Genomic DNA, 21,481 nt, shown 5'->3' on the forward strand with positions numbered 1-21,481 from the left:
GGTTAACTCCAGAGTCGGTCCCAGGAACGTACTTCATTCCATTCTTCAGTGGGCGCAAAGTATTCCTCTCCTTTGGCAAGATGTTCTTTTACTACATCTTCGTTAAGTTCTACACCTATGCCCGGCTTCTCAGGTACATTGACATAACCATTCTGAACAATGGGCTTTTCAATGCCTGTCACCAGATCTTCCCACCATTCAGTATCTACTGAGTGATGCTCCAGGGCAATAAAATTGTATGTAGCAGCTATCGCATGCACACTACCCATGAAGGAAACTGGAGAAGCAGCATGATGCACCGCCATTGCGATTCCATATTCCTCCGCCATATCACCAATAAGCTTGGTTTGCAACAAACCTCCGGCGCTGCCAGGGTCGGGATGCACAATATCCACCGCTTTGTTCACGATCAGATCTTTGAAATAATCTTTATGATAAATATCCTCACCCGTCATCGTAGGAGTGTCCAAAGCTTCCGTGATGGTCTTCCAATCCTCTGTATTTTGCCAGGGCACCATATCCTCCAGCCATGAAAGTGTATAAGGCTCAAAGGCTTTGCCCAACTTGATCATGCTATTTACACCCATATGGCCAAGATGATCAATACCCAGAGGAACCTCATAACCTATTGCCTCCCGTGTTTTGGCAATGTACTCGGTAAGCAGCTCTATTCCTTTCTCTGTGATTTGTACTCTGGTCAGAGGGTGTTTGGTCTGCGCATAACTGGTAACATCGCGGTCTGTCCAACCTCGCATCTCACCCCAGCCTGCAGTGTTAATAAGTGTGCCGGGTATATCTTTAATCAGGCCAATTCCTACGTCCATCTTGAGGATTGTAAAGCCTTTGTCTACCCGTCCCTTCATGCGTTGGGCAAACTGATCAGGATCACTCACCGTAGGGGTATCTACATAGATGCGCACTTTATCTCTGTATTTGCCCCCAAAGAGTTGATATACCGGCACTCCATACGCCTTTCCGGCCAGGTCCCAAAGCGCCATCTCTACACCGGAGACTCCCCCACCCTGGCGACCGTGCCAGCCAAACTGCTTGATTTTGCGAAAGATACGTTCCACATTACAAGGGTTATCTCCCAGTATCCGGCTCTTGAGAAAAAGCGCATAGCGCTTATCTGCTCCGTCTCTTACATCTCCCAAACCATAAATCCCCTGATTGGTATCTATTCTGACCAATGGCACATTACCATATTTGGCAATGCGCAGGTCAGTGATCTGTAAATCTGATGGGGCAGAATGTTTGTTGACTTTCTGCGTAGTGTATTCCAAAGTCTCTTCTATCGGTTTGCCCAGAAAAGCAGAGCCAACAGCCAGGCCTCCCAGGCCAGCTTTCTGCATAAAATCACGCCTGCCGTTGCCGGATTTTTTTGCTTTTGCACTTTGCTCCGTGCCTTGCAGTCTTTTAATCCATTCTTTTTGATTTTTCATGAGTACAGGTTGTGTATTAGTAGTTTTGAATTTACCAGACTCTTCCTTCTAAGAATTCATCGAGCTCTTCCCTAGACATAGGTAGCATATCCGGATTATCATCCAACCAACCCAAAAAAGCTTCTTTGATGTCATCGGTCCAACGTGAATCTATCTGACCCGGAGTAAAGGTTCCTTCTCTCAACATCTGATGACCAAACTGGTCACGCAAAGCAATAAATTCAGCATTGGTGATCACTTCTTCAGCCAGATGGGCAGGAATAAATATTACGCCTTCTCGCTTGGCCAGAACCACATCGCCCGGCATGACGGTAGCTCTTCCTATACGAATGGGGGTATTAATACCGGTAAGCATCATATCTTTGATAAATGAGGGGTCCCAGCCACGTACATACGCATTGAATCCTTCAATTTTAGAAAGTCCTTCCAGATCTCTGGATGAACCATCAAAGACAACGCCGTTGCCGGATTTAGCATAGATGGAATTGCCCAGGTTATCGCCAATGAGCGTGCCATCAACTATTTTCCCAAAGCCGTCGGCCACATACACATCACCCATTTGTAGTTCATCAATAGGCCATGAGTTTGATCCACCAATTCTTCCGTCTGCCTCACCCTGCGCTTCAATATCTTCAGCTACATCAGGGCGGGAGGGCATATATTGAGCTGTAAGGGCACGTCCGGCAAAAGGTTGGTCTTGATGAAGCATTTCCCATCCGCCATCAAACTGGTTATTGTAACCTTTATTACGCAGCACTCCCCAGGCCTCTTCTATTGAAATATTTTTAGCTCTATCCAGTAGTTCCTGAGCTACTTTTGGTCGCCCGTCTGGATAGCGCTCTCCTTCCCAGTCAGAAGTTAACTCCATCATTTCCTCCTTACTTAAGGTTACATGCTGCGCCACAGTAGGTGAAGCAAAAAAAAGTAAGCCGGAAAAGATGAAAAAAATCAGGTAATTACGTTTCATTATTTTGTTTCCTTTAAATTGTTAATACTAGTGTTAAAAACTTTTATTTAATTTGAAATAAAGGGTTGAACTTATGAACCAGGCTTTAAATTAACAAGCAAAAACTTCATGCTATGCTTAAGCAAAGAATGGCACATTCTCATCAGCATACTTTCTTAGCCCTTCTTCATTGATTTCTACGCCTATACCCGGTTTGTTAGAAAGCGGTATGTGCCCATCCACGACCATCTCACCCTCAAAGTCTACTATCTCTTTAAACATAGGATTTTTATGAAAATAGATCTGCCACTCCAGTATCATAAAGTTTGGTACCGAAGCACACACATGGCTGGAAGCCATAGCCCCCAGATAAGAAGCGACCATATGAGGGGCGAAAGGAACATAATATAGATTTGCCAGGTTGGCAATTCTTTGCGCCTCACCCAACCCTCCTGCTTTTTGTAAATCAGGCATGATAATATCTGCTCCACCAATCTCCAGCAGACGGCGAAATGGATGGGCCAGGTATAAGTTCTCACCGGTACAAATTGGTGTGGAAGTTGACTCCGCTATCAGTCGGTATGCTTCCAGATTTTCAGCAGGGATGGGTTCTTCCAGCCACATCAGGTTAAGAGGTTCCAGCATATTGGCGACTTTCATTCCTGTAGTTAAATCATACCTGCCGTGCATATCGCAACAGATATCTATGTTAGGACCAACTGCTTCACGGGCAGCGGCAACCTGATCGTACATTCTTTGCAACTCTCCGGGGCTGGCAGTCCAGTTATATTTGTCATATTTATTAGGGTCGTTGGCTTGATCAAGGTCAAATTTTACAGCGGTCATGCCCATGTTCACGGCTTCAGTGGCTGCATCCGCAAAATCCTGAGGAGAGGGCAATGAACTCTGATAAAGTGCGGTATCCATATACACCCTGATGTTATCTCTGAATTTACCACCCAAAAGTTGGTATACCGGCATATTTAGCGCTTTCCCTGCCATATCCCAAAGGGCAGTCTCTATGGCAGTAAGCGTAGCGACATACATACCGGACTGAGCCCCTTCAAAAAACCCTCTGCGGCGAACATCCTCAAAAATACGGTGCATATTGAGAGGGTTATTTCCTTTAATACGCTCTCCCATCATTTTTACCAGATGATAGGTGCCGGGCGTAGCATCTACTGCCTCGCCGTGCCCGACAATATCCTGATTACTGTACACCTTGACAAACAGACTATGCCCGCCACGGATGTATGCACATTTGACATCAGTAATCTGTAAATCGGATGGTGCTGAATATAAAGACTGTTTTTGAACGGCGGCAAAAAGATCATTGGCAAAATTTGCAAAAAGAGAGAGGCCTACTGCTCCGGCAGCGCCTTTGGACATAAATGAACGTCTTGAGAAATTTTTGGTCATTGGTTTTAGGTTTAGGTGTTATTGGGTATGGGCGTAGGAGAGTTTGAAGGTTTAGGAAGTTATAGAGTTTTATAAGCTCAACTCATAATCCTTTACCCAAAACTCTTCACTCACCAGGTCCGGTTTTCAAGTATTTCCTGAATTTGCTCAGGAGGGACCGGCAGCTCGTCAACATTGGCTTCTAACCATTGTGAAAAATCCTTTTCAATCTCATCAGACCATCGCGTATCAATCTGACCGGCAGTATATTTTTTTTCTCTCAGGCGCTGATGTCCGAACATGTCCCTTAACCTGACAATCTCAGAGGTCTTCACTACTTTTTCAGCCAGATGGGCTGGAATCACACTTACTCCACCTTCTTTCCCTAAAATCACATCTCCGGGGACTACCATCACACTACCCAGATTGATAGGTACATTCATGCCAATCAGTGTTGTGTTTTGCCCATGAGAGGGGTTATGATGGGAAGGGTGATAACTTCTGACAAAAGAAGTGAATTCGGGTAACTCTTTGAGGCCTTCTATGTCCCGAATGGCTCCATTATAAACGATTCCATTACCGGAATTAGCATAGATAGCATTGGCCAGATTGTCTCCTATGGTAGGGCCATCTTTATGCGCTCCAAACTGATCTGCTACGTATACATCACCGGCTTGAAGCTCATCAACGGGCCATGAATTCTGCCCTTTGATGCGTCCTTCTTCATGCCCTTTGTCAAGGGTAGATTGATACACATCAGGCCTGCCTGGCATAAAGAGTGCAGTATATGCTCTGCCTACTAACACCTGCTCAGGGTGTATGCTAAGCCAGTCTTCTTCATATTGATGCTGAAAACCCTCATTTTTCATTACTGCCCAGGCTTCCTCATGGGTAACTAACTTCATCCGTTCAAGAATTTCATCCGAAACCTTAGGGCGGCCATCTTCAAAACGCTCACCTTCCCAGAGGGGTGTGTAAAGCAACATTTGATCTCTGCTAATCGTCTGGGCTATCGCAATGTACTGGATAAAGATCAGGCAAATGAGCAGCATGCTCACTTTAAGGTTGTTTATTCTCATGGTAGTATTTATCAATTCATAGGATAGGCTGGATTGGATTTCCAGCCTATCTTTGTAATATACAATTCATTTTTTTCCTATTCGGCATCCCACCAGACCCTGGTGTCAAGATTATCCGCTCCCATACGAGAAATTGCAGCATTTACATTTTCCGAATTCACAGCAATCTCAGAAGATGGATAGGTAAGCCTGCGAATAAAGTCTCCCGAAATATCCTGATTAGGAAATGGATTGGGATCTAAGTCAGGGAAGCCACTTCTTCTGAAGTTAGCAAATGCCTCAGGCCCATTCAGGAAAGAAGCTACCCAGTATTGGGAGTTGATCTGCTCAAGCGCATTAGCATCATCAAAGGGATTAGCAGCTAGATATGCGTCAATCTCAGCCTCAGGGATAGTAGAATCTTCATCATACAGCGCCATTTGTTGCATATGAGCCCTAACCCCTGCGTTGTAAAACGTTTCCGCAGAACCTGATATCCAATCCCGGGAAGCAGCCTCAGCCAGCAGTAGCTGCGTCTGAGCGGCAGTCACCAAAAACATGGGTGAAGTCTGCTGAACCACCCGGTTACGGTCTGCCTGAGAGAACTCATAAAAACTGGCTAAATCCAGCTCTGCGGCTACCTGCCTGGCAGTTTCATCATTATTACCCATCGGCATACCAATCTGGATATCAGGGTCATTAGAGGCAATAGCAGGAACCTGCTCCGGGCCGGAAGCGGCACCTACATACCTGACTGCAATAGCTTCAAGCCTAGGGTCATCATTTTCCTGTAAGTATTCAACAAATGGAGCAGCGAGATAATAATTGTTGGCTTCAGTGGCGTTTAGCGTACGACCGGGTCCGTTTACGTAGTTCGCGTCATGCCGAATTAGCGCATTTTCATCATTAGAGGTGATTACACCATTTTGAAAAGCCCGTTGAACAACCTGCTGAGCGGTAGAAGGATCAATTTTACTGTGACGCATTCCGGCTCTGAGCAGCAAGGAATTACCATATTTTTTCCACAATTCTATGTCACCACCATACAATACATCCGCATTCTCAATAGTACCGGACGCATCAAGCGCAGGAGTAGCCTGACTGAGTTCGCTGATAATATCCGCATAAACCTCCTGCTGAGGATCATAGACGGGAAAGAAGTTTTGGTCAGTAAATGCTTTTCCTCCTTCAAAGTATGGAATATCCCCATAGGTATCGGTCAGCAGCATAAAAGCATGCGCCTGGAGAATACGCGTCATCTGAAGCAGGTTATTTCTTTCGGGAACATCTTCAATACGACTGATGATATCGCGGGTAGACCGAATTACATTACGATAATAATTCACCCACATATTCTCCGTTGAATTGCGGTTATCCTGGTTAAAATTTGCACCTGTCAATACTCCAGAGTTTGGAGTGATGATCTGCTGTACAATTCCCATATCGTATACCAGCACTGAACCAGGATATGACATGTTGATAATCGCACTATTAAGCTGAAAGGCAGGGTCAACCGAAGTGGCCTCGGTCTCATTGGTATTCAGTTCATCAAAACCTTCATCACAGGCTAAGAGCAAAACAAGGACCAATGGAAGAAAACGAAATATAAATAACTTATTCATAACGATGGGTTTCTAAAATTTTACATTCAAATTAAATCCAAGGCCACGAGTTGTAGGTAAACCGGTGGACTCCAAGCCAACAAGGTTATCAGAAGTAAATCCAAATGACTCAGGGTCAATATTTGGCACCCATTTCTTCAGCATCAACACATTGTTGGCTACGAAATTGAGCCTTACTGCTTTGGCAGGGAAGCTCTCAGGCAGGAAGCGTGAGAAGTCATAACCTAAAGATACTTGACGTAATTTCCAGTACCCCCCATTGTAGACTATAGGTTCTACCAGTTGCTGAGAGCGTACCACTTCCCAATAGGTCTGGGGATCAGCAGCCACAGTATTGGGCTCTCCCTGTTCATTTACACCCTCACCAATTACGCCACCTTCACGACCTTCCAGTGTCATTTTGTGCAGACCATGACGCGTAGCGTTGAAATTGGTACCTGACATCATCTGGTTTCCTAACTTGAAGTCTATCAGGAAAGAGAAATTGATACCCCTGTAATTGAAGGAATTGGTAAACCCACCAACCCATTTAGGTAAGGCACTGCCAAAAGTTACCAGGTCATCAGTACGAAGTGCGACCCCATTCGCTCCGAATACCTTGCGTCCCTGCTCATCTCTTTTATAGCCAAAGCCAGCCAACTGACCCATCTCTTCACCTACAATTTGCTTCAGGAATCCGTTAAAAACATGGCTACCTACCAGAATTTCTTCACCCGGAGTTTCAGTTTGTAGCTTCAATATCTCGGTAATATTATACGATCCGTTGAATGTGAAATTCCACTGAAAATTATTGGTTACCACTGGTGTGATATTGAACAACATCTCCAGTCCACGAGTCTGGCTTTCCCCACTGTTGATCAGCGTATTTACAAAGCCTGAACCATCAGAAATCTGAGCGGTCACAATCTGGTCAGTGGTGTTCTTCTGATATACAGCCAGGTCCAGACCTACCAGATCCCCAAAAAATCTCAGCTCGGTACCAAACTCAATTTCTGATGCTCTCATTGGCCTTAGATCCGGATTAGGGACAGTATTGCCATTGATATTCGCTACCGGTTGCATTGCTCCTGATGGATTGGCGAAAAGGTTGGCGTTAACACCATAAAACAGCACATCAGAATAAGGAGGCACATCAGTATCGCTCCCTACTTCTGCATAAGCAGCTCTGAGTTTTCCGAAACTTAACCATCCGGATACATTATCCATTGACTCCGAGAAGACATAGCTTGCCGATACTGAAGGGTATGATATGCTTCGGTTTTCAGCTGATAGTGTGGAAAACCAGTCGTTACGGAAGGTACCATTCAGGAATAGGCGATCTTTGTAAGACAGCTCAGCCGAACCGTATATTGAATTCACGCCTCTTTCCGATAGCGCATAGGTTGGATCTTTCACACGGCCATTCTGCACGGTATAAAGGTCACGGATCACAAAGTCGGTAACCTGCACGAAGTTGCGGTCCATCCTGCGGTACATGCGGTTTCCACCCACGCTTAGGTTAACTCCAATATCACCAAATTCTTTGTAGGCATTGACCAGTATATCGGAGTTGATCTCTCTAAATCTACGTGCCTCCTGGGTATAGATTCCATTTACAAAACCTTCAGGAGCCGGTGGGCGCGAGGCCTGTCCTGTAGGATAATTGTTGGCTTCCTGATCCCTTGACCAGTAGTCCTGACCGATACGTCCCTGGACATACAGCCAGTCCGTGATATCATATTTCAGGGCAACGTTACCAAACACCCGGTCACGACGTACATTCTGAAACTGCTCGGCAAGGGTAAAATATGGATTTGTACGGTTTCTGAACCTTGAATACACGAACTCATTGCCCTCCGCATTGTATTTGTTTTCATCCAGCAGATCCAAAGGCATAGAGTTAGCCATATTGTAAAGAGCCACCGGAATAGTATTATCCTGTTGGGCCACGTTGGGCGGATTTTTGTTGTATTCGTTGGAATAGTTAAAGCTACCGGTTACACTAAACTTATCAGACAGACTGTAGTCAAATCCCAGATTGATGGTTCTGCGCTCATAGGTATTGTTAGGTACGATACCTAAGCTTCTCAAATTGGAGAGGGAAAGGTTAAACCCTCCTTTTTCACTACCCGCTGCCAAAGAAATGGTGTTGGTTATGTTCTGACCATTTCTGAAGAACTTATCAACACGGTCATACACTGGCACATAAGGTACTTCTATACCATCAAATAAGATTTGTGTCATGCCGGGTTGAAAGCGCTCACCGAATGACCACTGACCGGAAGTAGGGTTGGGTGAGGTAGGACGCACACCATTTTCTCCCTGCCCGTATTCGTACTGATAGTCAGTAAAGTCCAGGGGTTGCTCATTGGTGTAGTTCAGGTTATAGGTAACACCTATGCCTGTTACTCCTCTCCCCTTTTTAGTAGTAATCATGATCACTCCGTCTTTGGCTCTTGATCCATAGAGCGCTGCCGCTGCGGCTCCTTTTAAGACTGTCATATTCTCAATATCGTCGGGGTTGATACTGGTAAGACCGTCTCCTCCATCAGAAGTAAGGCCGGTACCATTGTTACCCAAAGCATTAGGGTCATTTCCTCCCGGATTTGTGCCAAAGTTGGTATTGTCAATAGGAATACCATTCACTACTATCAGGGGGTTATTCTGTCCTGAAATGGAAGATTGTCCTCTGATTCGGATTTTGGAAGTACCACCTGGCCCTGTACCCATGTTTGAAATATTTACCCCGGCGATTTTGCCTTGTAGCGCATTCATCACGTTTGGGGTACGGTTTACAGTAAACTCTTCAGGATCTACTGTGGCAGTAGCATACCCCAGCGTCCGGGAATCTTTCTCTATACCCAGCGCTGTTACCACCACTTCGCTCAGCTCAGTAATATCAGTTCGCATCGTGACATTGATGGTAGACCGTCCGTTGATGTCCACTTCCTGAGAAACAAACCCTACCAGAGAAAAAATAAGGGTGCTGGCATCGTCAGGAGCACTGATTGCATAGTTTCCATCAATATCGGTCACCGTACCTATATTGGTTCCTTCTACCAGTACGTTGACACCCGGTAAGGGGCTCTGGCTTTCAGCATCAGTTACCCTTCCTTTTATGCTTTGTTCTACATCATCGCTACTCAGATCAGCTGCCATTGAGGAAATTGAAGCAATAAGCTTATCTTTTCTATATTCCTGCTCAGTTGATGCCTCATTCTGAATGCTCTGCTGATTTATTTTCCTGATACTCTTCTCTTTCTCTTCCTGGCTAAGTATTACATAAGTTTGCGCATCAATTTTTTCGTAGGTAAGTGAAGACTTAAGGAGAATTTTTTTGAGGTTGTATTCCAGCGCTTTATCAAAATCAAGCCTCACTTTTACCTTTTGGTCCTTGACATACTTCTTTTCATATAAAAAAGAAGCATCATACTTTTGCTGTAGTTGCTCAATTACATCTTCAAGTGAACTGACGGAATACTCCTCCTGCCAAAGCAGGGAAGTATTTTCATTAGAGGCCAGCACCTGTGATTGAGCGTAGACGATGCCTGTATTGCTAAAAAGCAATAAGATAAAGCAATAGCCTATCAGATTTTTGTAGAAGGTTGTTTTCATTGGGTATGCATTTAAGGTTCATAGGAATTGAATCGTAGTGTATTATCTTGACGTGTGATTGAAATTCTAAAAAGCTTTTCCACCGCCTGTAACAAAGTGTTAAGGTTTTTGGCAGTGACCTCTCCACTAATTTTCATCGTTTTCAGCTGTTCATCCTCAAATACTATTTTAAAGCCGTAGGTATCTTCAAGTAGTATTGCGATGGTAGAAAGAGGGGTATCATCAAAAAACAGCTTCTGATCTTTCCAGGCACTATACATCTCGGCCTGCACGTTTTTCTTAGATACTTTCTGAGTAGTTTTTGAATATTCAATCATTTCCCCGGGCTCCAGGGTGGTCGCTTTTGTTTCGGTCTTAAACTTCACTTTTCCACTCTCCAGTACTACCTGAGTATAGTCTCTACGGTTTTGTACATTAAAGCTGGTACCCAAAACCTCTATTGTACCTCCCTCCTCAGTATTTACATTAAAAGATGAGCGCAACCCTTCTATGCTTCTTTGTACTACATGAAAGTAAGCCTCTCCTTCTAAGTCTACCTTTCTTTCCCGGCCTATCAGCTCACGTACATCAAAGCTTAGATGAGAGTTGGCATTTAAAGTAACTTCAGAGCCATCAGGCAGACGCAATGATTTAGTTTCACCGTAATCAGTCTTTATATTCATCTGATAAGATGCGCTGTAAACCCACCAGGATGCGATTGCTACCATCAGCAGTGATATTGTGGCTGCAATCACTGAGTAGTAATAACTTCGCTGCCCGAAGGGGTAGCTGTAGCTACGCTCTTGAATGCTGCGCTCCACATTGGTCCAAGCCTGCTCAATCTCTTCCATGGACAGGCTTTTTTTCTTAAATTGTATTCCTAGAATTATCTTCCGGGCCCCCTCTATCCGTTCCCCCTGTTCGGGATGTTCAGCCAACCATAATGTCCACTGCTCCACGGCTTGAACATCAGACCGCTTCACATACTGTTGGAAAGACTCACTTTCTAGAAGTTCGTGTAGTGAATAAGAATTTTTCAAGTCAATTAGCTTAGTTGATAATTAACTAGAGCAGAAAAGCTTAATTTTATACTCAGTTGTGGCGAGATAAATATGTTTAAGCTAAATTTCAGCACTTTTTATTCTTAAAAATTCCTGTGGTAGCTTAAAAAAATAAACAATAAAATCTCTGTGAGATGTCAGGTATTTCAAAGAAAACCCGTTTCTATTAAACAATCTGTAAATTTTCATTGATTTGTATTTATGAATCTTTTTCAACGAATATTTAAAGTGTTATACCAACTGTCTGGAGGAAGGCTGTTTAAAAAATATAGCAACAACCAATGTGAAAATTCTCCTGGAATAGCTGAGCTACAAACGTGGAAAGTGGACTGGATTGATGAGCAGGGAAATAAAGGAACTTATGAGTCTGGGGAGACAGACGTACAGGAAGCGGAATGGAAGTTTAAGTATCTGTACGATGACACCCGGAGAATCATCAAGATGTATGAAGGAAAGCCAAAGCACTAAATATTATTGTATAAGTAAGCTCCAGTACAAGCAGAAAAGCCCTGGCAACATTAATGAGTAAAGCACCAAATGTTTAAGTTCATCCTCTTCTCGCAGACGTTGTATCGCCCTGAATACACTATTGACCACCGATTGATAGTTCATCCCCAGTATTTCAGCAATCTGCTGATAGCTTAGATTTTCATAATACTTTAGGTAAAGAACTTCACGTTGCCTCTTAGGCAGATTATTTAATGAAGTGGCAATTTTCTTTTTGCGAATTTCGTTTGTTTCATCATCTACAATGATCTCTTCGTGTGAAAATGAAATAGGCTGAACATGAGCATCAAGGTGTAAAAAACGATGATGGTATTGTTTTTCTTTTTGTATTGAAGACCTTAGCGCTTTGAAGAGATACGCTTTTACATGCGATACTTCACTGATATTCTTACGCCCTACCCAAAGCTGATAGAAAAGTTGCTGAACACACTCATGAGCAGGCTCTTCTCTCCCGTATTGTCGGCGAGCGTACTGAAACAGCGCGTTATAATGACTCTTAAAAAGTTGGGAAAATGCAAGGTGACTCCCCGCCAGAAAATCCTTCCAGCAATTCTGAGGATTATTCAATGATTCTGAATCAGTCATTTAGGTTGTTGTGAAATGCGCAAAAGCATTAATAATCTTAAGTAATTTTTAAAAGAAATACAATGCATCAGCCTGTGAAGGCAAATTATTTCCTTTTCAATTGATATTGGGATTGATACATCTACATCTGAATGGAAATAATGTATACTTAAGCATGGCGGATGCTCTGGTTAAATATTTGGCATTGGACCAGTTAATTGATACATGCCATAGATTTTTTGTAGATTGGCTCATCTTATCCAAGCCTGTTTTCATTTATGAACCGCAGAAAATTTCTTCTGAACTCTTCCCTAGGCAGTGTCTCACTTTCTGGCCTTGGTCTTTCATTAAGTTCCTGCCAACCCCAGGCAGTCGAGTCCGAACTTACAGCTCAGGACACTGACACATTTGCACCCGATTTTGAGCTAGATGAAATTACTATCGCTGAACTTCAGAAAGGTATGGAAGATGGTACTTATACTGCTGAAGCCATCACACAGCTTTATCTGGAAAGGATAGTGGCCATTGATAAAAATGGCCCTTCCCTAAAGGCTGTCATTGAGCTCAACCCTGAAGCACTGGAAATTGCACAACGACTGGATGAAGAGCGAGCAAACGGAAATGTTCGCGGCTCACTGCATGGCATTCCTATCATGCTCAAAGACAATATTGATACCGGTGACCGTATGCAAACTACTGCCGGAGCACTGGCAATGGAAGGACACCAGGCTGAAGAAGATGCTTTTATCGTCAAACAACTCAGGGAAGCAGGGGCGATCATTCTTGCCAAAACAAACTTAAGTGAATGGGCTAATTTTCGTTCTACACGCTCATCCAGCGGATGGAGCAGCCGGGGTGGCCAAACCAAAAACCCTTATGCTACCAACCGTAATCCCTGCGGAAGCAGTTCGGGCTCAGGAGTGGCTGTTTCAGCGAATCTCTGTGCGCTGGCGATAGGCACAGAAACCAACGGTTCCATCGTTTGCCCTGCTTCCACCAATGGCATCGTAGGCATTAAACCTACTTTGGGATTATTGAGTAGAGCAGGTATCATCCCCATTGCCCATACGCAGGATACTGCCGGCCCTATGGCACGTACTGTAACTGATGCAGTAGTCATGCTGGGCACCATAACAGCCGTGGATGAAAAAGATTCTGCGACGCAAACGGAAAGCCGAAAAGCACTAACTGACTATACGCCTTATCTGAACGAAAATGGATTGGAAGGTAAACGTATCGGAATATGGCGGGGAGCTATGGGCTTTCATGAAGAAGTAGACGCATTAATGGAAGCCGCTTTTGAAAGGATGCGTCAGCAGGGAGCTACATTGGTAGACGTGGAGAAAGTACAGGCTGATGAACCCCTGGGAAATGCGGGTTTTCAGGTACTGCTCTACGAGTTTAAGGCTGACCTGAATCAATATTTGCAGGAACACCCAAATGCGCCGGTCAAATCCCTTGAGGAAGTCATCGCTTTCAACAAAGCAAATGAAGCAAGTGCCATGCCTTACTTCAAACAGGAAATACTGGAGAGAGCCCAGGAGAAAGGTGACCTGAATACTGAAGAATATAAAGATGCTCTGGCCAAGATAAAAAGAGTAAATGGCAAAGAAGGCATTGATTTGCGTATGCAAGAACATGATCTTGATGCTATCATCGCTCCTACCGGAGGACCTGCTTGGCCAACCGACCTGATTACTGGCGATCATTTTCTGGGAGGAAGTTCCTCTCCTGCTGCCCAGGCCGGCTACCCAAATATCACTGTTCCCGCGGGTTTTGTACATGGACTTCCTGTTGGGATTTCAATTTTTGGTAAAGCCTGGACGGAACCTGAGCTGATCAGCATCGCTTACGCCTATGAGCAGGCCAGTAAAAATCGGAAGAAGCCTAAGTTTTTAACCCATATTGTGTGAGGTAAGAGTACTTACAATTCATTATTTTTAGATTAAAGACCGCTAACTTACTTTACTAAACTTGAGCATTATGAGAACTACCCAACTTTCCTGCTTACTGCTGCTCCTGCTTGTTTATGCCTGTGACAGACCGGCAGACATGGCTGAAGAAGAAAATGAGATAGAAACCTACACCATTGAGCAGTTTATGAACACTGAGCAAATCGGAGGTAGTGCATTCTCACCGGATGAAAGTAAGGTGATGTACTCCAGTAAGAAAACCGGCATTTACAATGCTTATGAAATACCTGTCAACGGCGGCGAAGCAACTCAGCTGACTGATTCTGACAGTGAGTCAGTATTTGCCTACTCTTACTTTCCCGAAGATGAGCGTATTCTTTTTTCCAGTGACAAAGGAGGTAATGAGATCAACCACCTTTTTGTAAAGAACCTGAATGGAGAGATCACTGATCTTACGCCTGACTCTACTGCCAAAGCTCAGTTTATGGGCTGGGCATCGGATAATCAGAGTCTTTACTATGCTTCCAACAGTCGCAATCCCCAGGCCTTTGATGTCTACGAACTTAGCATTGATCAGATTGATGATGTGGAGAATAGCGTAGCTGCTTATCAGCCAAAAATGTTGTTTGAAAATGACGGCCGTTTTTATCCCGGACCTATATCAGAAGATAGGAAGTACATGGCACTGACCGAAAGTATTACCCGCCAGAAGGTAAACATGTATCTGCAAAACCTGGAAACAGGTGAAACTACCATGCTCAACGACGGTGAAGATGAAGTAGCTTACAGTCCACAGTACTTTAGCAAGGATGGCAGCAAACTGTTCTTCTTATCAGACAAAGACAGTGAGTTTACTTATCTGAGCAGTTATGATCTTGGTAGCGGTGAAATTACCAAAGTGGAAGAAGCACCCTGGGACATCATGTACGCATATTTGTCTGAGAATGGAAAATACAGAGTAGTAGGTATCAACAATGATGCTCGTACAGAAATCAAAGTTTATGACGAAACAAGTGGTGAGCAGGTGAGTCTGCCGGAAATGCCTGACGCAGAAATCACTTCTGTCAATATATCGGACAGCGAAAAGCTGATGGCCTTTTATGTCAACAGTTCTACCTCTCCTAACAATCTTTATGTATATAATTTTGAAACCGGTGAGTATACGCAGCTTACCGATACCATGAATCCTGAGATAGATGAGGCCGATCTGGTAGAAGGAGAAGTGGTGCGCTATACCTCCTTTGACGGCATGGAAATTCCTGCCATTCTTTACAAACCTAAAGTAATAGCTGAAGGGGAAAAAGCCCCGGCTATGCTCTGGATACATGGCGGTCCCGGTGGTCAATCCCGCTTAGGCTATAGTGCGCTCATTCAGTATCTGGTAAATCATGGTTACGCGATTTTTGCCGTAAATAACCGCGGTTCTTCCGGCTACGGTAAAACTTTTTTTTCGGCCGACGACCAGCGCCACGGTCAGGATGACTTGCAGGATGTGGTGGAAGGAAAAGCGTACCTGACTAGCCTGGATATGATTGACTCTACCAAAATTGGAATTATGGGGGGTAGCTACGGCGGCTACATGACGCTGGCAGCATTGGCATTTGAACCTGAAGTCTTTGACGTTGGCGTAGATATCTTTGGTGTTTCCAACTGGCTACGCACCCTCAAGAGCATTCCGCCCTGGTGGGGCGCTGCCCGTGAATCTTTATATAATGAGATGGGTAATCCTGAGACAGACTCAGCTATGTTGTACAACAAGTCCCCTCTTTTCTTTGCAGACCAGATCACAAAGCCCCTGCTGGTATTACAGGGCGCCAATGATCCTCGTGTACTCAAAGTTGAATCTGATGAGATTGTAGAAAAGGTAGAAGCCAATGATGTGCCAGTAGAGTATGTAATATTTGAAGACGAGGGGCATGGGTTCCTGAAAAAAGACAATCAAATTGAAGGATATCAGGCTATATTGGAATTCCTGAATCAATACCTTAAGGAGGAAGAGCCAGTAGAGGCCAGTTTATAAAGAACATTTATCAAAATGAATAGCCACTCTAGGTGAGGGTGGCTTTTTTGTTTTCATGCATTCACCACCGCTTTACAGTTTCTCCCTTTCGGAGATACTTGACAAATTCATACGCCTTTTCAATGAGCCTCCACAGTGATTTAATGACTTTCACAAATATGATTTCTATGAAAAACCAGACAAGGACTTGGAGGATGAGTTCAAATACGATGATCATGAATATGCTTTAATATCAAACATCCTTATCCTTAGCTTACTAACTTCTCAATCATTTCTTTTTGTCAAGCATGTAAGAAAAATGAATCGCCAATTCTTCCTTTGTAGGTTTAGTAGAGCGATAAAATTCTACCGCATGTTCATCTTCCTGTTCGGCCTGTACAAATACTTCTTCAAATCCGCTTTCCTGACAGAAGCTATTCATCTCAGCAATCAGTCTTTTGCCAATTCCCTGCCTTTGGAAATGTATAGCTACCCCCAGATCATAAATATATGCCAGAGGCCGCTCTGCATAATATTGCTCAAGTACATAGGCTGTCAAGGCTCCGACTACCCTATTCTCCGAAAATGCCGCGAACACAAAAAAGTCAGTCTTGCTCAGTAGCTTAAGCAGATGCTGAGAGGAAGGCATGCTGAAGTTTCGCATTTCAAAGACCTCTTCAAATAGTTTGATAACTTCCACGAATCGGTCCAGGTCATCAATTTCAAGCTTTTCTACTCTTACTTTTGTATTGGCGCTCTTCATGATTATTTAGTATGATGGATTTCAGCATGCTGTGCTTTAGCTTGGGCAATAGGATGCCTGAACAGAATGATTCCAAAAAGTACTGCAAACAAAATATACACAATTCCTGCAACCCTAATTACAGTAGCGCTTTCTACATTGGAGAAAAGGCTTTTTGTAAGTGCAATGCCGGCAATCATAAAATGTATGAAATTCGCCAGAGCGATTGGACGGTTATAAATACCTCCAATCAGGCTGGACTTTGTCATCCAGTTCAGCATTCCAAAAGCAAAATACATCGCTCCTATGGTCTGCAAGAGCAGAATAAGCGTATTATTTACTTCCAACCCTAAACTAACAATGACTTCATCAGGCAGAAAAGTAAATACTATACCTGATAAAGCTAAGAGAATAGCAGACGTAGTCATCAACAGTTTGGTATTCATTCAAATTGTATTTAATGATGCTTTGTGGTGATCATACTGACGATAAGCTTAAGTTACAAAAGGCAATAACACTTTCAACCTGATGGTGTGAGTTCTCACGTGTTTCTGGTGCATCCAAATGCATTTATATCTTCTGCATATCCAAAAATCAAAGGACTACCTTAATCTTTTTGACCTCTGCTTAGTTAAGCATGGGTTGTCCGTTAAACATTGATCAAAAAAAGAATTACATATAGCTGTGACCCGCACACTTCTGAAACAAACTAATCTGAGAATCATTTTCAGTATCACTTTAATGGCAGTAATGGGCGTTTCCAGCATTGCTCCTGCTTTCCCCCAGATAGAAAAAGTGCTCAATGTCTCTGCCCAGCAAGTCGGGCTACTAATCACTGTATTTACCGTACCCGGCGTGATCCTTACTCCAATACTGGGGGTGCTGGCCGACCGCTATGGCAGAAAAAAAATTTTAGTCCCCTCCCTCCTGCTCTTTGGTGTAGCCGGAGCCGCCTGTTTCTTTCCCGAAAGCTTTCAGACCTTGCTTCTATTAAGGACACTGCAGGGCATCGGCGCTGCTGCCCTGGGTTCTCTAAATGTAACCCTGATCGGCGACCTTTATGAAGGCAAAGAAAGGGCTACTGCGATGGGTTTTAATGCCAGTGTACTAAGCATGGGTACGGCTATGTATCCTGCCATCGGTGGAGCAGTTGCTTTATTGGGATGGAACTACATCTTCCTCCTGCCGCTGCTTTCCATACCTGTCGGACTGATCGTACTGTATAAGCTTGATAATCCTGAACCGGAGAATGATATCAACTTCAAAGAGTATCTGGGCAATACCTGGCGCGCAATCAACCAGGTGCCGGTCTATGTGTTATTTACAGTAAGCATCATCACCTTCATTATGCTCTATGGCGCAGTGATCACGTATTTTCCTTTTCTCACCGATCAGTCTTTTGAAGCTTCTTCTCTTGAGATTGGCGTGCTTATGTCATCTATGTCCCTGACCACAGCATTTACTTCCTCACAGGCAGGGAGGTTGAGTGAGCTGTTTAGCATACGAAAGCTTATGCTGCTAGCCTTTATTTTGTATGCGATAGCATTAGTACTTATCCCCCTGATGCCTACTCTATGGTTACTGCTGCTCCCGGTCATGATCTTCGGAGTAGCGCAAGGAATAAACCTGCCCAGTTTTATGACTTTGCTGACCGGCTATGCTCCTATAGAGAATCGTGCGGCTTTTATGTCTATCAACGGCATGGTGTTAAGGGCCGGACAGACGCTGGGACCGGTAGTTATGGCATTCTTTTTCGGTTGGCTGGGCATTGTGTATGTGTATTATGCAGGCGCTGCCTTTGCCATCCTCATGTTTCTACTCATTCTCTTTTTCCTGAATAGGCGCTAAATGAAAAAGTATATGATAAGATTGGTGTTCTTATTACCTTAACTTATCAGAGGTCCTGATCTTCTACATAAACTACCCCTTCTTCCTGAAGGGTAAAAGCGCGACTCAGGATGCTATTGCTTTCATTAAGTGCTCTATCCCTGATCATGACAGCAAGCTTTACCGTATCGTTACGGAAAAAGCTTTGTATTTCGGCTGGCTTAAATCCGTACTGGAGCACACCTTCCAAAGGTTTTCCATTCGTTAAATCTTCTTTCAATGGAGAAACACGGCCTCCTAAAGGAGCCGTACACCGCTCCTTACGCCAGTCATATGCTGTGAATTTACCCTCATCTCTTCTAAAAACTGTTACTTCAAAGTAATAGTAGTAGTAAGGGTTAAAGCTTACCTGAATCGTATCATTGATCACTTCCTGCCCCATATGATTGGGTGGAGGGCTAAAAATCTATTCCACATTAAGCTATACTTCTTTAGGCTTTGAGGTTAATGAAACTAAGCACTCACCCCAAAAGGATCAAGCAGAGGGTAACCTTTGCTACTTCTCTGCAACCAAGGGTAACAAATAAATTAGTTTCCTTCACTGACCGTTGGTCAAGACCAATCACACTATGAAAACCATTCATTTGATCCTCATCTCCTCATCAGAAAATTTGTGGAAAACAGTAACAGCTATTTTCTGTGCATTCCTACTACTCACATTAGCAACGAAAGTGCAGGCCCAGAATTTTCCTGATTCCAGGGTAGGGTTACGGGCAGGAGCCAATCTCAATAGCTGGACCAATGATTTCCCCTATGTAGAACTCAACAGGCAAAGGATTTATCCCGATGCATGGGAAGCTACAACTGGCTTTCACCTCGGTATATATTTTAATGTGCGCCTCGCTGAATTGTTTGCCCTTGAACCGGCTATTATGTTTAGCCAAAAAGGAACCGGAACTTCATTAGACCTTGGAGGAAGTAGCTTTGCCAAAGGAACTATCGTTTCAAATTATATTGATATCCCCATTCTCATGAGACTTTATGTAGCTGAAGGGTTTAACTTATTCCTCGGACCACAGCTTTCTTATCAGCTCGGCAGTACATATAGTCTCTCTATTGACAACGAGCTCCTCATTGATGATGAAGACACTTCTAATGACATCAGTGAACTGGATGCCGGACTTGTGCTTGGCTTAGGCTATGAGTTTGAGGAAGGGTTCAACATTAATTTAAGTGGTGAATTTGGCCTTTTATCAGTTGACAGCTATAAGGAGTTGGACACCTATGTGCGTACAATCCGCTTATCGGCGGGCTATACTTTTAAATGATAATCATCCACCAATTGTATAGGTCTTCTTTCAGTTAAGTACTCTATTATTGGGATACAGTACTTCTGCTTTTGGAAAAATGATGTCTGGAAATATACATTGAAGTAAGCAGTCCTATCAATGCGACAAACGCCAGCATACCAAAATAATAGCGATATCCCATGATGTCTGGAAAACTATCTACCAGCCAGCCGGATAGGGTGTGCTGAAAAGTGTCAGGAGTAAAGCCTATAAACGAAACAAAACCCACAGTGATACCGGTCAGTGAGATGGGAATGCCCGTTTCCTGCATAATTGCGAAATAGACTCCTCTAAGTGCGAAAGCTCCCAGCGAGGCAAGAATTACCTGTACCCATAAAAGCCAGATCAGGTTGGCAGTGGGAGGAATCAGACAAAGCGTAAGGAAAGTAATGATCAGGACAACAAACGAAGCACTGATCACCCGGGAGCTGCTAAAGCGGTCGGCCAGAAAGCCACAGCTAATCGCAGCAATAGGACGCATCCAGTCACGAACTGTACCTAAGAAAGCACCAAACGTTTTGCTTTGACCGTATGCTTTTTCTGCATATGCGGGAAAATCAAATCCCCCTACATACATCATATAAGCACAAAAGATGATCACAGCCAGCAACCAAACCTGTGGCATTTTCAGCGCCTTTACGACTCCCTCTTTCCTGTCTGTACCAAGTTGTTCAAGCTGTTGCGGGCTTGAGCTGTAGTGCTCTTCCGGAATCACAAACCAGATGATGATACCAGTAATAAACGGAGCCAGGGAATATATGAGCAATACACTGCTCAGGCTCTCCTGCACATGAGCTCCTATAGCATAAGCGGCTGTTGCGATAGATGCCAGAAGGGCGGCAACCATTCCCCTTCCACCATCAAGTAAACCAAAACTTATGCCTTGATTTCCCGGATTGCCCCAACTTCTGGTGGCTTTGATCAGTGCAGCCCAAAAGGTAAGAATGGAAGTAATTCCCCAAAACGCATGCAGTACTAAAAGCATCGGATATGAAGGAATGGTGAACATAAAAAAGCCTCCCGCACCCGTAGCCAGTAAAGAGAAGGTTAACAAACGCCTTGCCGAGAAACGATCGGCCAGCCAACCGCTGGGAAAGTAAGAGAGCACGGCCATAATGCCGAACAAGGTGCTTAACCAACCTACCTGCGTGCTAGTGATGCCAAAAACAACTTCCATGCTTGTCTGAAAGGTTTTACGCAGGTAAGGAATCAGATAAATGCTTTCCCCGGCAAGGATAAGTCCGATGATATATAAGTAGTGATGAAGTTTGTTTAGGGTTTTTGAGGCCATTGAGCGCTCAAGATAGTAAATTTTAAGGCAGTCACCCTGATATGCGGTTTAAAGTCTGAGCTTTACGCAGTACAAAACTTTCGTATATCAAATAAAAACTACTGATGTGATATGTAATTTTTGAATATGACCTTCTGAAAAAAAGGGGCTTTACCCCATTGATAACTTCCAGTTTCACCCGTTTATAAA

At 43.8% G+C, this 21,481-nt stretch carries 17 protein-coding genes; 5 read left to right on the forward strand and 12 right to left on the reverse strand.

Annotated elements, in window-relative coordinates:
- Positions 1–2 precede the first annotated feature (2 nt).
- From OKW21_RS15715 to OKW21_RS15745, 7 genes are all read right to left on the reverse strand, one after another.
- Positions 3–1,442 carry a mandelate racemase/muconate lactonizing enzyme family protein gene (locus OKW21_RS15715; protein ID WP_277480769.1) on the reverse strand — a complete coding sequence of 480 codons (1,440 nt, stop codon included), beginning with the start codon at positions 1,440–1,442 and terminating at the stop codon, positions 3–5.
- Positions 1,443–1,473: 31 nt separating this feature from the next.
- Entirely contained in the window at positions 1,474–2,409 is a 936-nt protein-coding gene (locus OKW21_RS15720) for an RraA family protein (protein ID WP_277480771.1), read from the reverse strand.
- A gap of 117 nt (positions 2,410–2,526) precedes the next feature.
- Entirely contained in the window at positions 2,527–3,807 is a 1,281-nt protein-coding gene (locus OKW21_RS15725) for a mandelate racemase/muconate lactonizing enzyme family protein (RefSeq protein ID WP_277480774.1), read from the reverse strand.
- A 110-nt stretch (positions 3,808–3,917) separates the two neighbouring features.
- Entirely contained in the window at positions 3,918–4,865 is a 948-nt protein-coding gene (locus OKW21_RS15730) for an RraA family protein (RefSeq protein WP_277480777.1), read from the reverse strand.
- 77 nt (positions 4,866–4,942) lie between these two features.
- Positions 4,943–6,466, reverse strand: a complete 1,524-nt coding sequence (locus OKW21_RS15735) for a SusD/RagB family nutrient-binding outer membrane lipoprotein (RefSeq protein ID WP_277480779.1) — start codon at positions 6,464–6,466, stop codon at positions 4,943–4,945.
- Between the two features lie 12 nt (positions 6,467–6,478).
- Complete coding sequence (locus tag OKW21_RS15740) at positions 6,479–9,604, reverse strand: SusC/RagA family TonB-linked outer membrane protein (protein ID WP_277487702.1); 3,126 nt, start codon at positions 9,602–9,604, stop codon at positions 6,479–6,481.
- Between the two features lie 467 nt (positions 9,605–10,071).
- A complete protein-coding gene (locus tag OKW21_RS15745; RefSeq protein WP_277480781.1) occupies positions 10,072–11,079 on the reverse strand; it encodes a FecR family protein in 1,008 nt (335 codons plus the stop codon).
- 249 nt (positions 11,080–11,328) lie between these two features.
- Here OKW21_RS15745 and OKW21_RS15750 point away from each other — a divergent pair, with 249 nt between their 5' ends.
- Positions 11,329–11,568, forward strand: a complete 240-nt coding sequence (locus OKW21_RS15750; protein ID WP_277480783.1) for a hypothetical protein — start codon at positions 11,329–11,331, stop codon at positions 11,566–11,568.
- A gap of 3 nt (positions 11,569–11,571) precedes the next feature.
- Here OKW21_RS15750 and OKW21_RS15755 read toward each other — a convergent pair whose 3' ends face one another.
- The gene (locus OKW21_RS15755; RefSeq protein ID WP_277480787.1) at positions 11,572–12,192 is read right to left on the reverse strand and encodes an RNA polymerase sigma factor; all 621 of its coding nucleotides are present in this window, start codon (positions 12,190–12,192) and stop codon (positions 11,572–11,574) included.
- A 257-nt stretch (positions 12,193–12,449) separates the two neighbouring features.
- Between OKW21_RS15755 and OKW21_RS15760 the strand changes: the two genes are divergently transcribed.
- Positions 12,450–14,084, forward strand: coding sequence for an amidase (locus OKW21_RS15760; RefSeq protein WP_277480793.1), 1,635 nt, complete (start codon positions 12,450–12,452; stop codon positions 14,082–14,084).
- 70 nt (positions 14,085–14,154) lie between these two features.
- The gene (locus tag OKW21_RS15765) at positions 14,155–16,104 is read left to right on the forward strand and encodes a S9 family peptidase (protein WP_277480795.1); all 1,950 of its coding nucleotides are present in this window, start codon (positions 14,155–14,157) and stop codon (positions 16,102–16,104) included.
- 268 nt (positions 16,105–16,372) lie between these two features.
- Here the strand turns inward: OKW21_RS15765 and OKW21_RS15770 are convergent, their stop codons facing one another.
- Together OKW21_RS15770 and OKW21_RS15775 are read right to left on the reverse strand one after the other, a co-directional pair.
- Positions 16,373–16,846 (reverse strand): GNAT family N-acetyltransferase, encoded by a 474-nt coding sequence (locus OKW21_RS15770; protein ID WP_277480798.1) that lies wholly within the window; start codon positions 16,844–16,846, stop codon positions 16,373–16,375.
- 2 nt (positions 16,847–16,848) lie between these two features.
- Positions 16,849–17,271, reverse strand: coding sequence for a hypothetical protein (locus OKW21_RS15775; RefSeq protein ID WP_277480801.1), 423 nt, complete (start codon positions 17,269–17,271; stop codon positions 16,849–16,851).
- Positions 17,272–17,509: 238 nt separating this feature from the next.
- On the opposite strand from OKW21_RS15775, the gene OKW21_RS15780 reads away from it, so the two are divergent.
- Entirely contained in the window at positions 17,510–18,673 is a 1,164-nt protein-coding gene (locus OKW21_RS15780; RefSeq protein ID WP_277480804.1) for an MFS transporter, read from the forward strand.
- A 46-nt stretch (positions 18,674–18,719) separates the two neighbouring features.
- On the opposite strand, the gene OKW21_RS15785 is transcribed toward OKW21_RS15780, so the two are convergent.
- Positions 18,720–19,094: a hypothetical protein gene (locus OKW21_RS15785; RefSeq protein ID WP_277480806.1), complete on the reverse strand. Its 375-nt coding sequence runs from the start codon at positions 19,092–19,094 to the stop codon at positions 18,720–18,722.
- A 187-nt stretch (positions 19,095–19,281) separates the two neighbouring features.
- Here OKW21_RS15785 and OKW21_RS15790 point away from each other — a divergent pair, with 187 nt between their 5' ends.
- On the forward strand, positions 19,282–19,980 hold the full coding sequence (locus OKW21_RS15790) for a porin family protein (protein ID WP_277480809.1): 699 nt from the start codon (positions 19,282–19,284) through the stop codon (positions 19,978–19,980).
- A 46-nt stretch (positions 19,981–20,026) separates the two neighbouring features.
- Here OKW21_RS15790 and OKW21_RS15795 read toward each other — a convergent pair whose 3' ends face one another.
- Positions 20,027–21,292, reverse strand: a complete 1,266-nt coding sequence (locus OKW21_RS15795) for an MFS transporter (protein WP_277480812.1) — start codon at positions 21,290–21,292, stop codon at positions 20,027–20,029.
- Positions 21,293–21,481: the final 189 nt, after the last annotated feature.

It is taken from the genome of Catalinimonas alkaloidigena (genome assembly GCF_029504655.1).
Classification (GTDB): domain Bacteria; phylum Bacteroidota; class Bacteroidia; order Cytophagales; family Cyclobacteriaceae; genus Catalinimonas; species Catalinimonas alkaloidigena.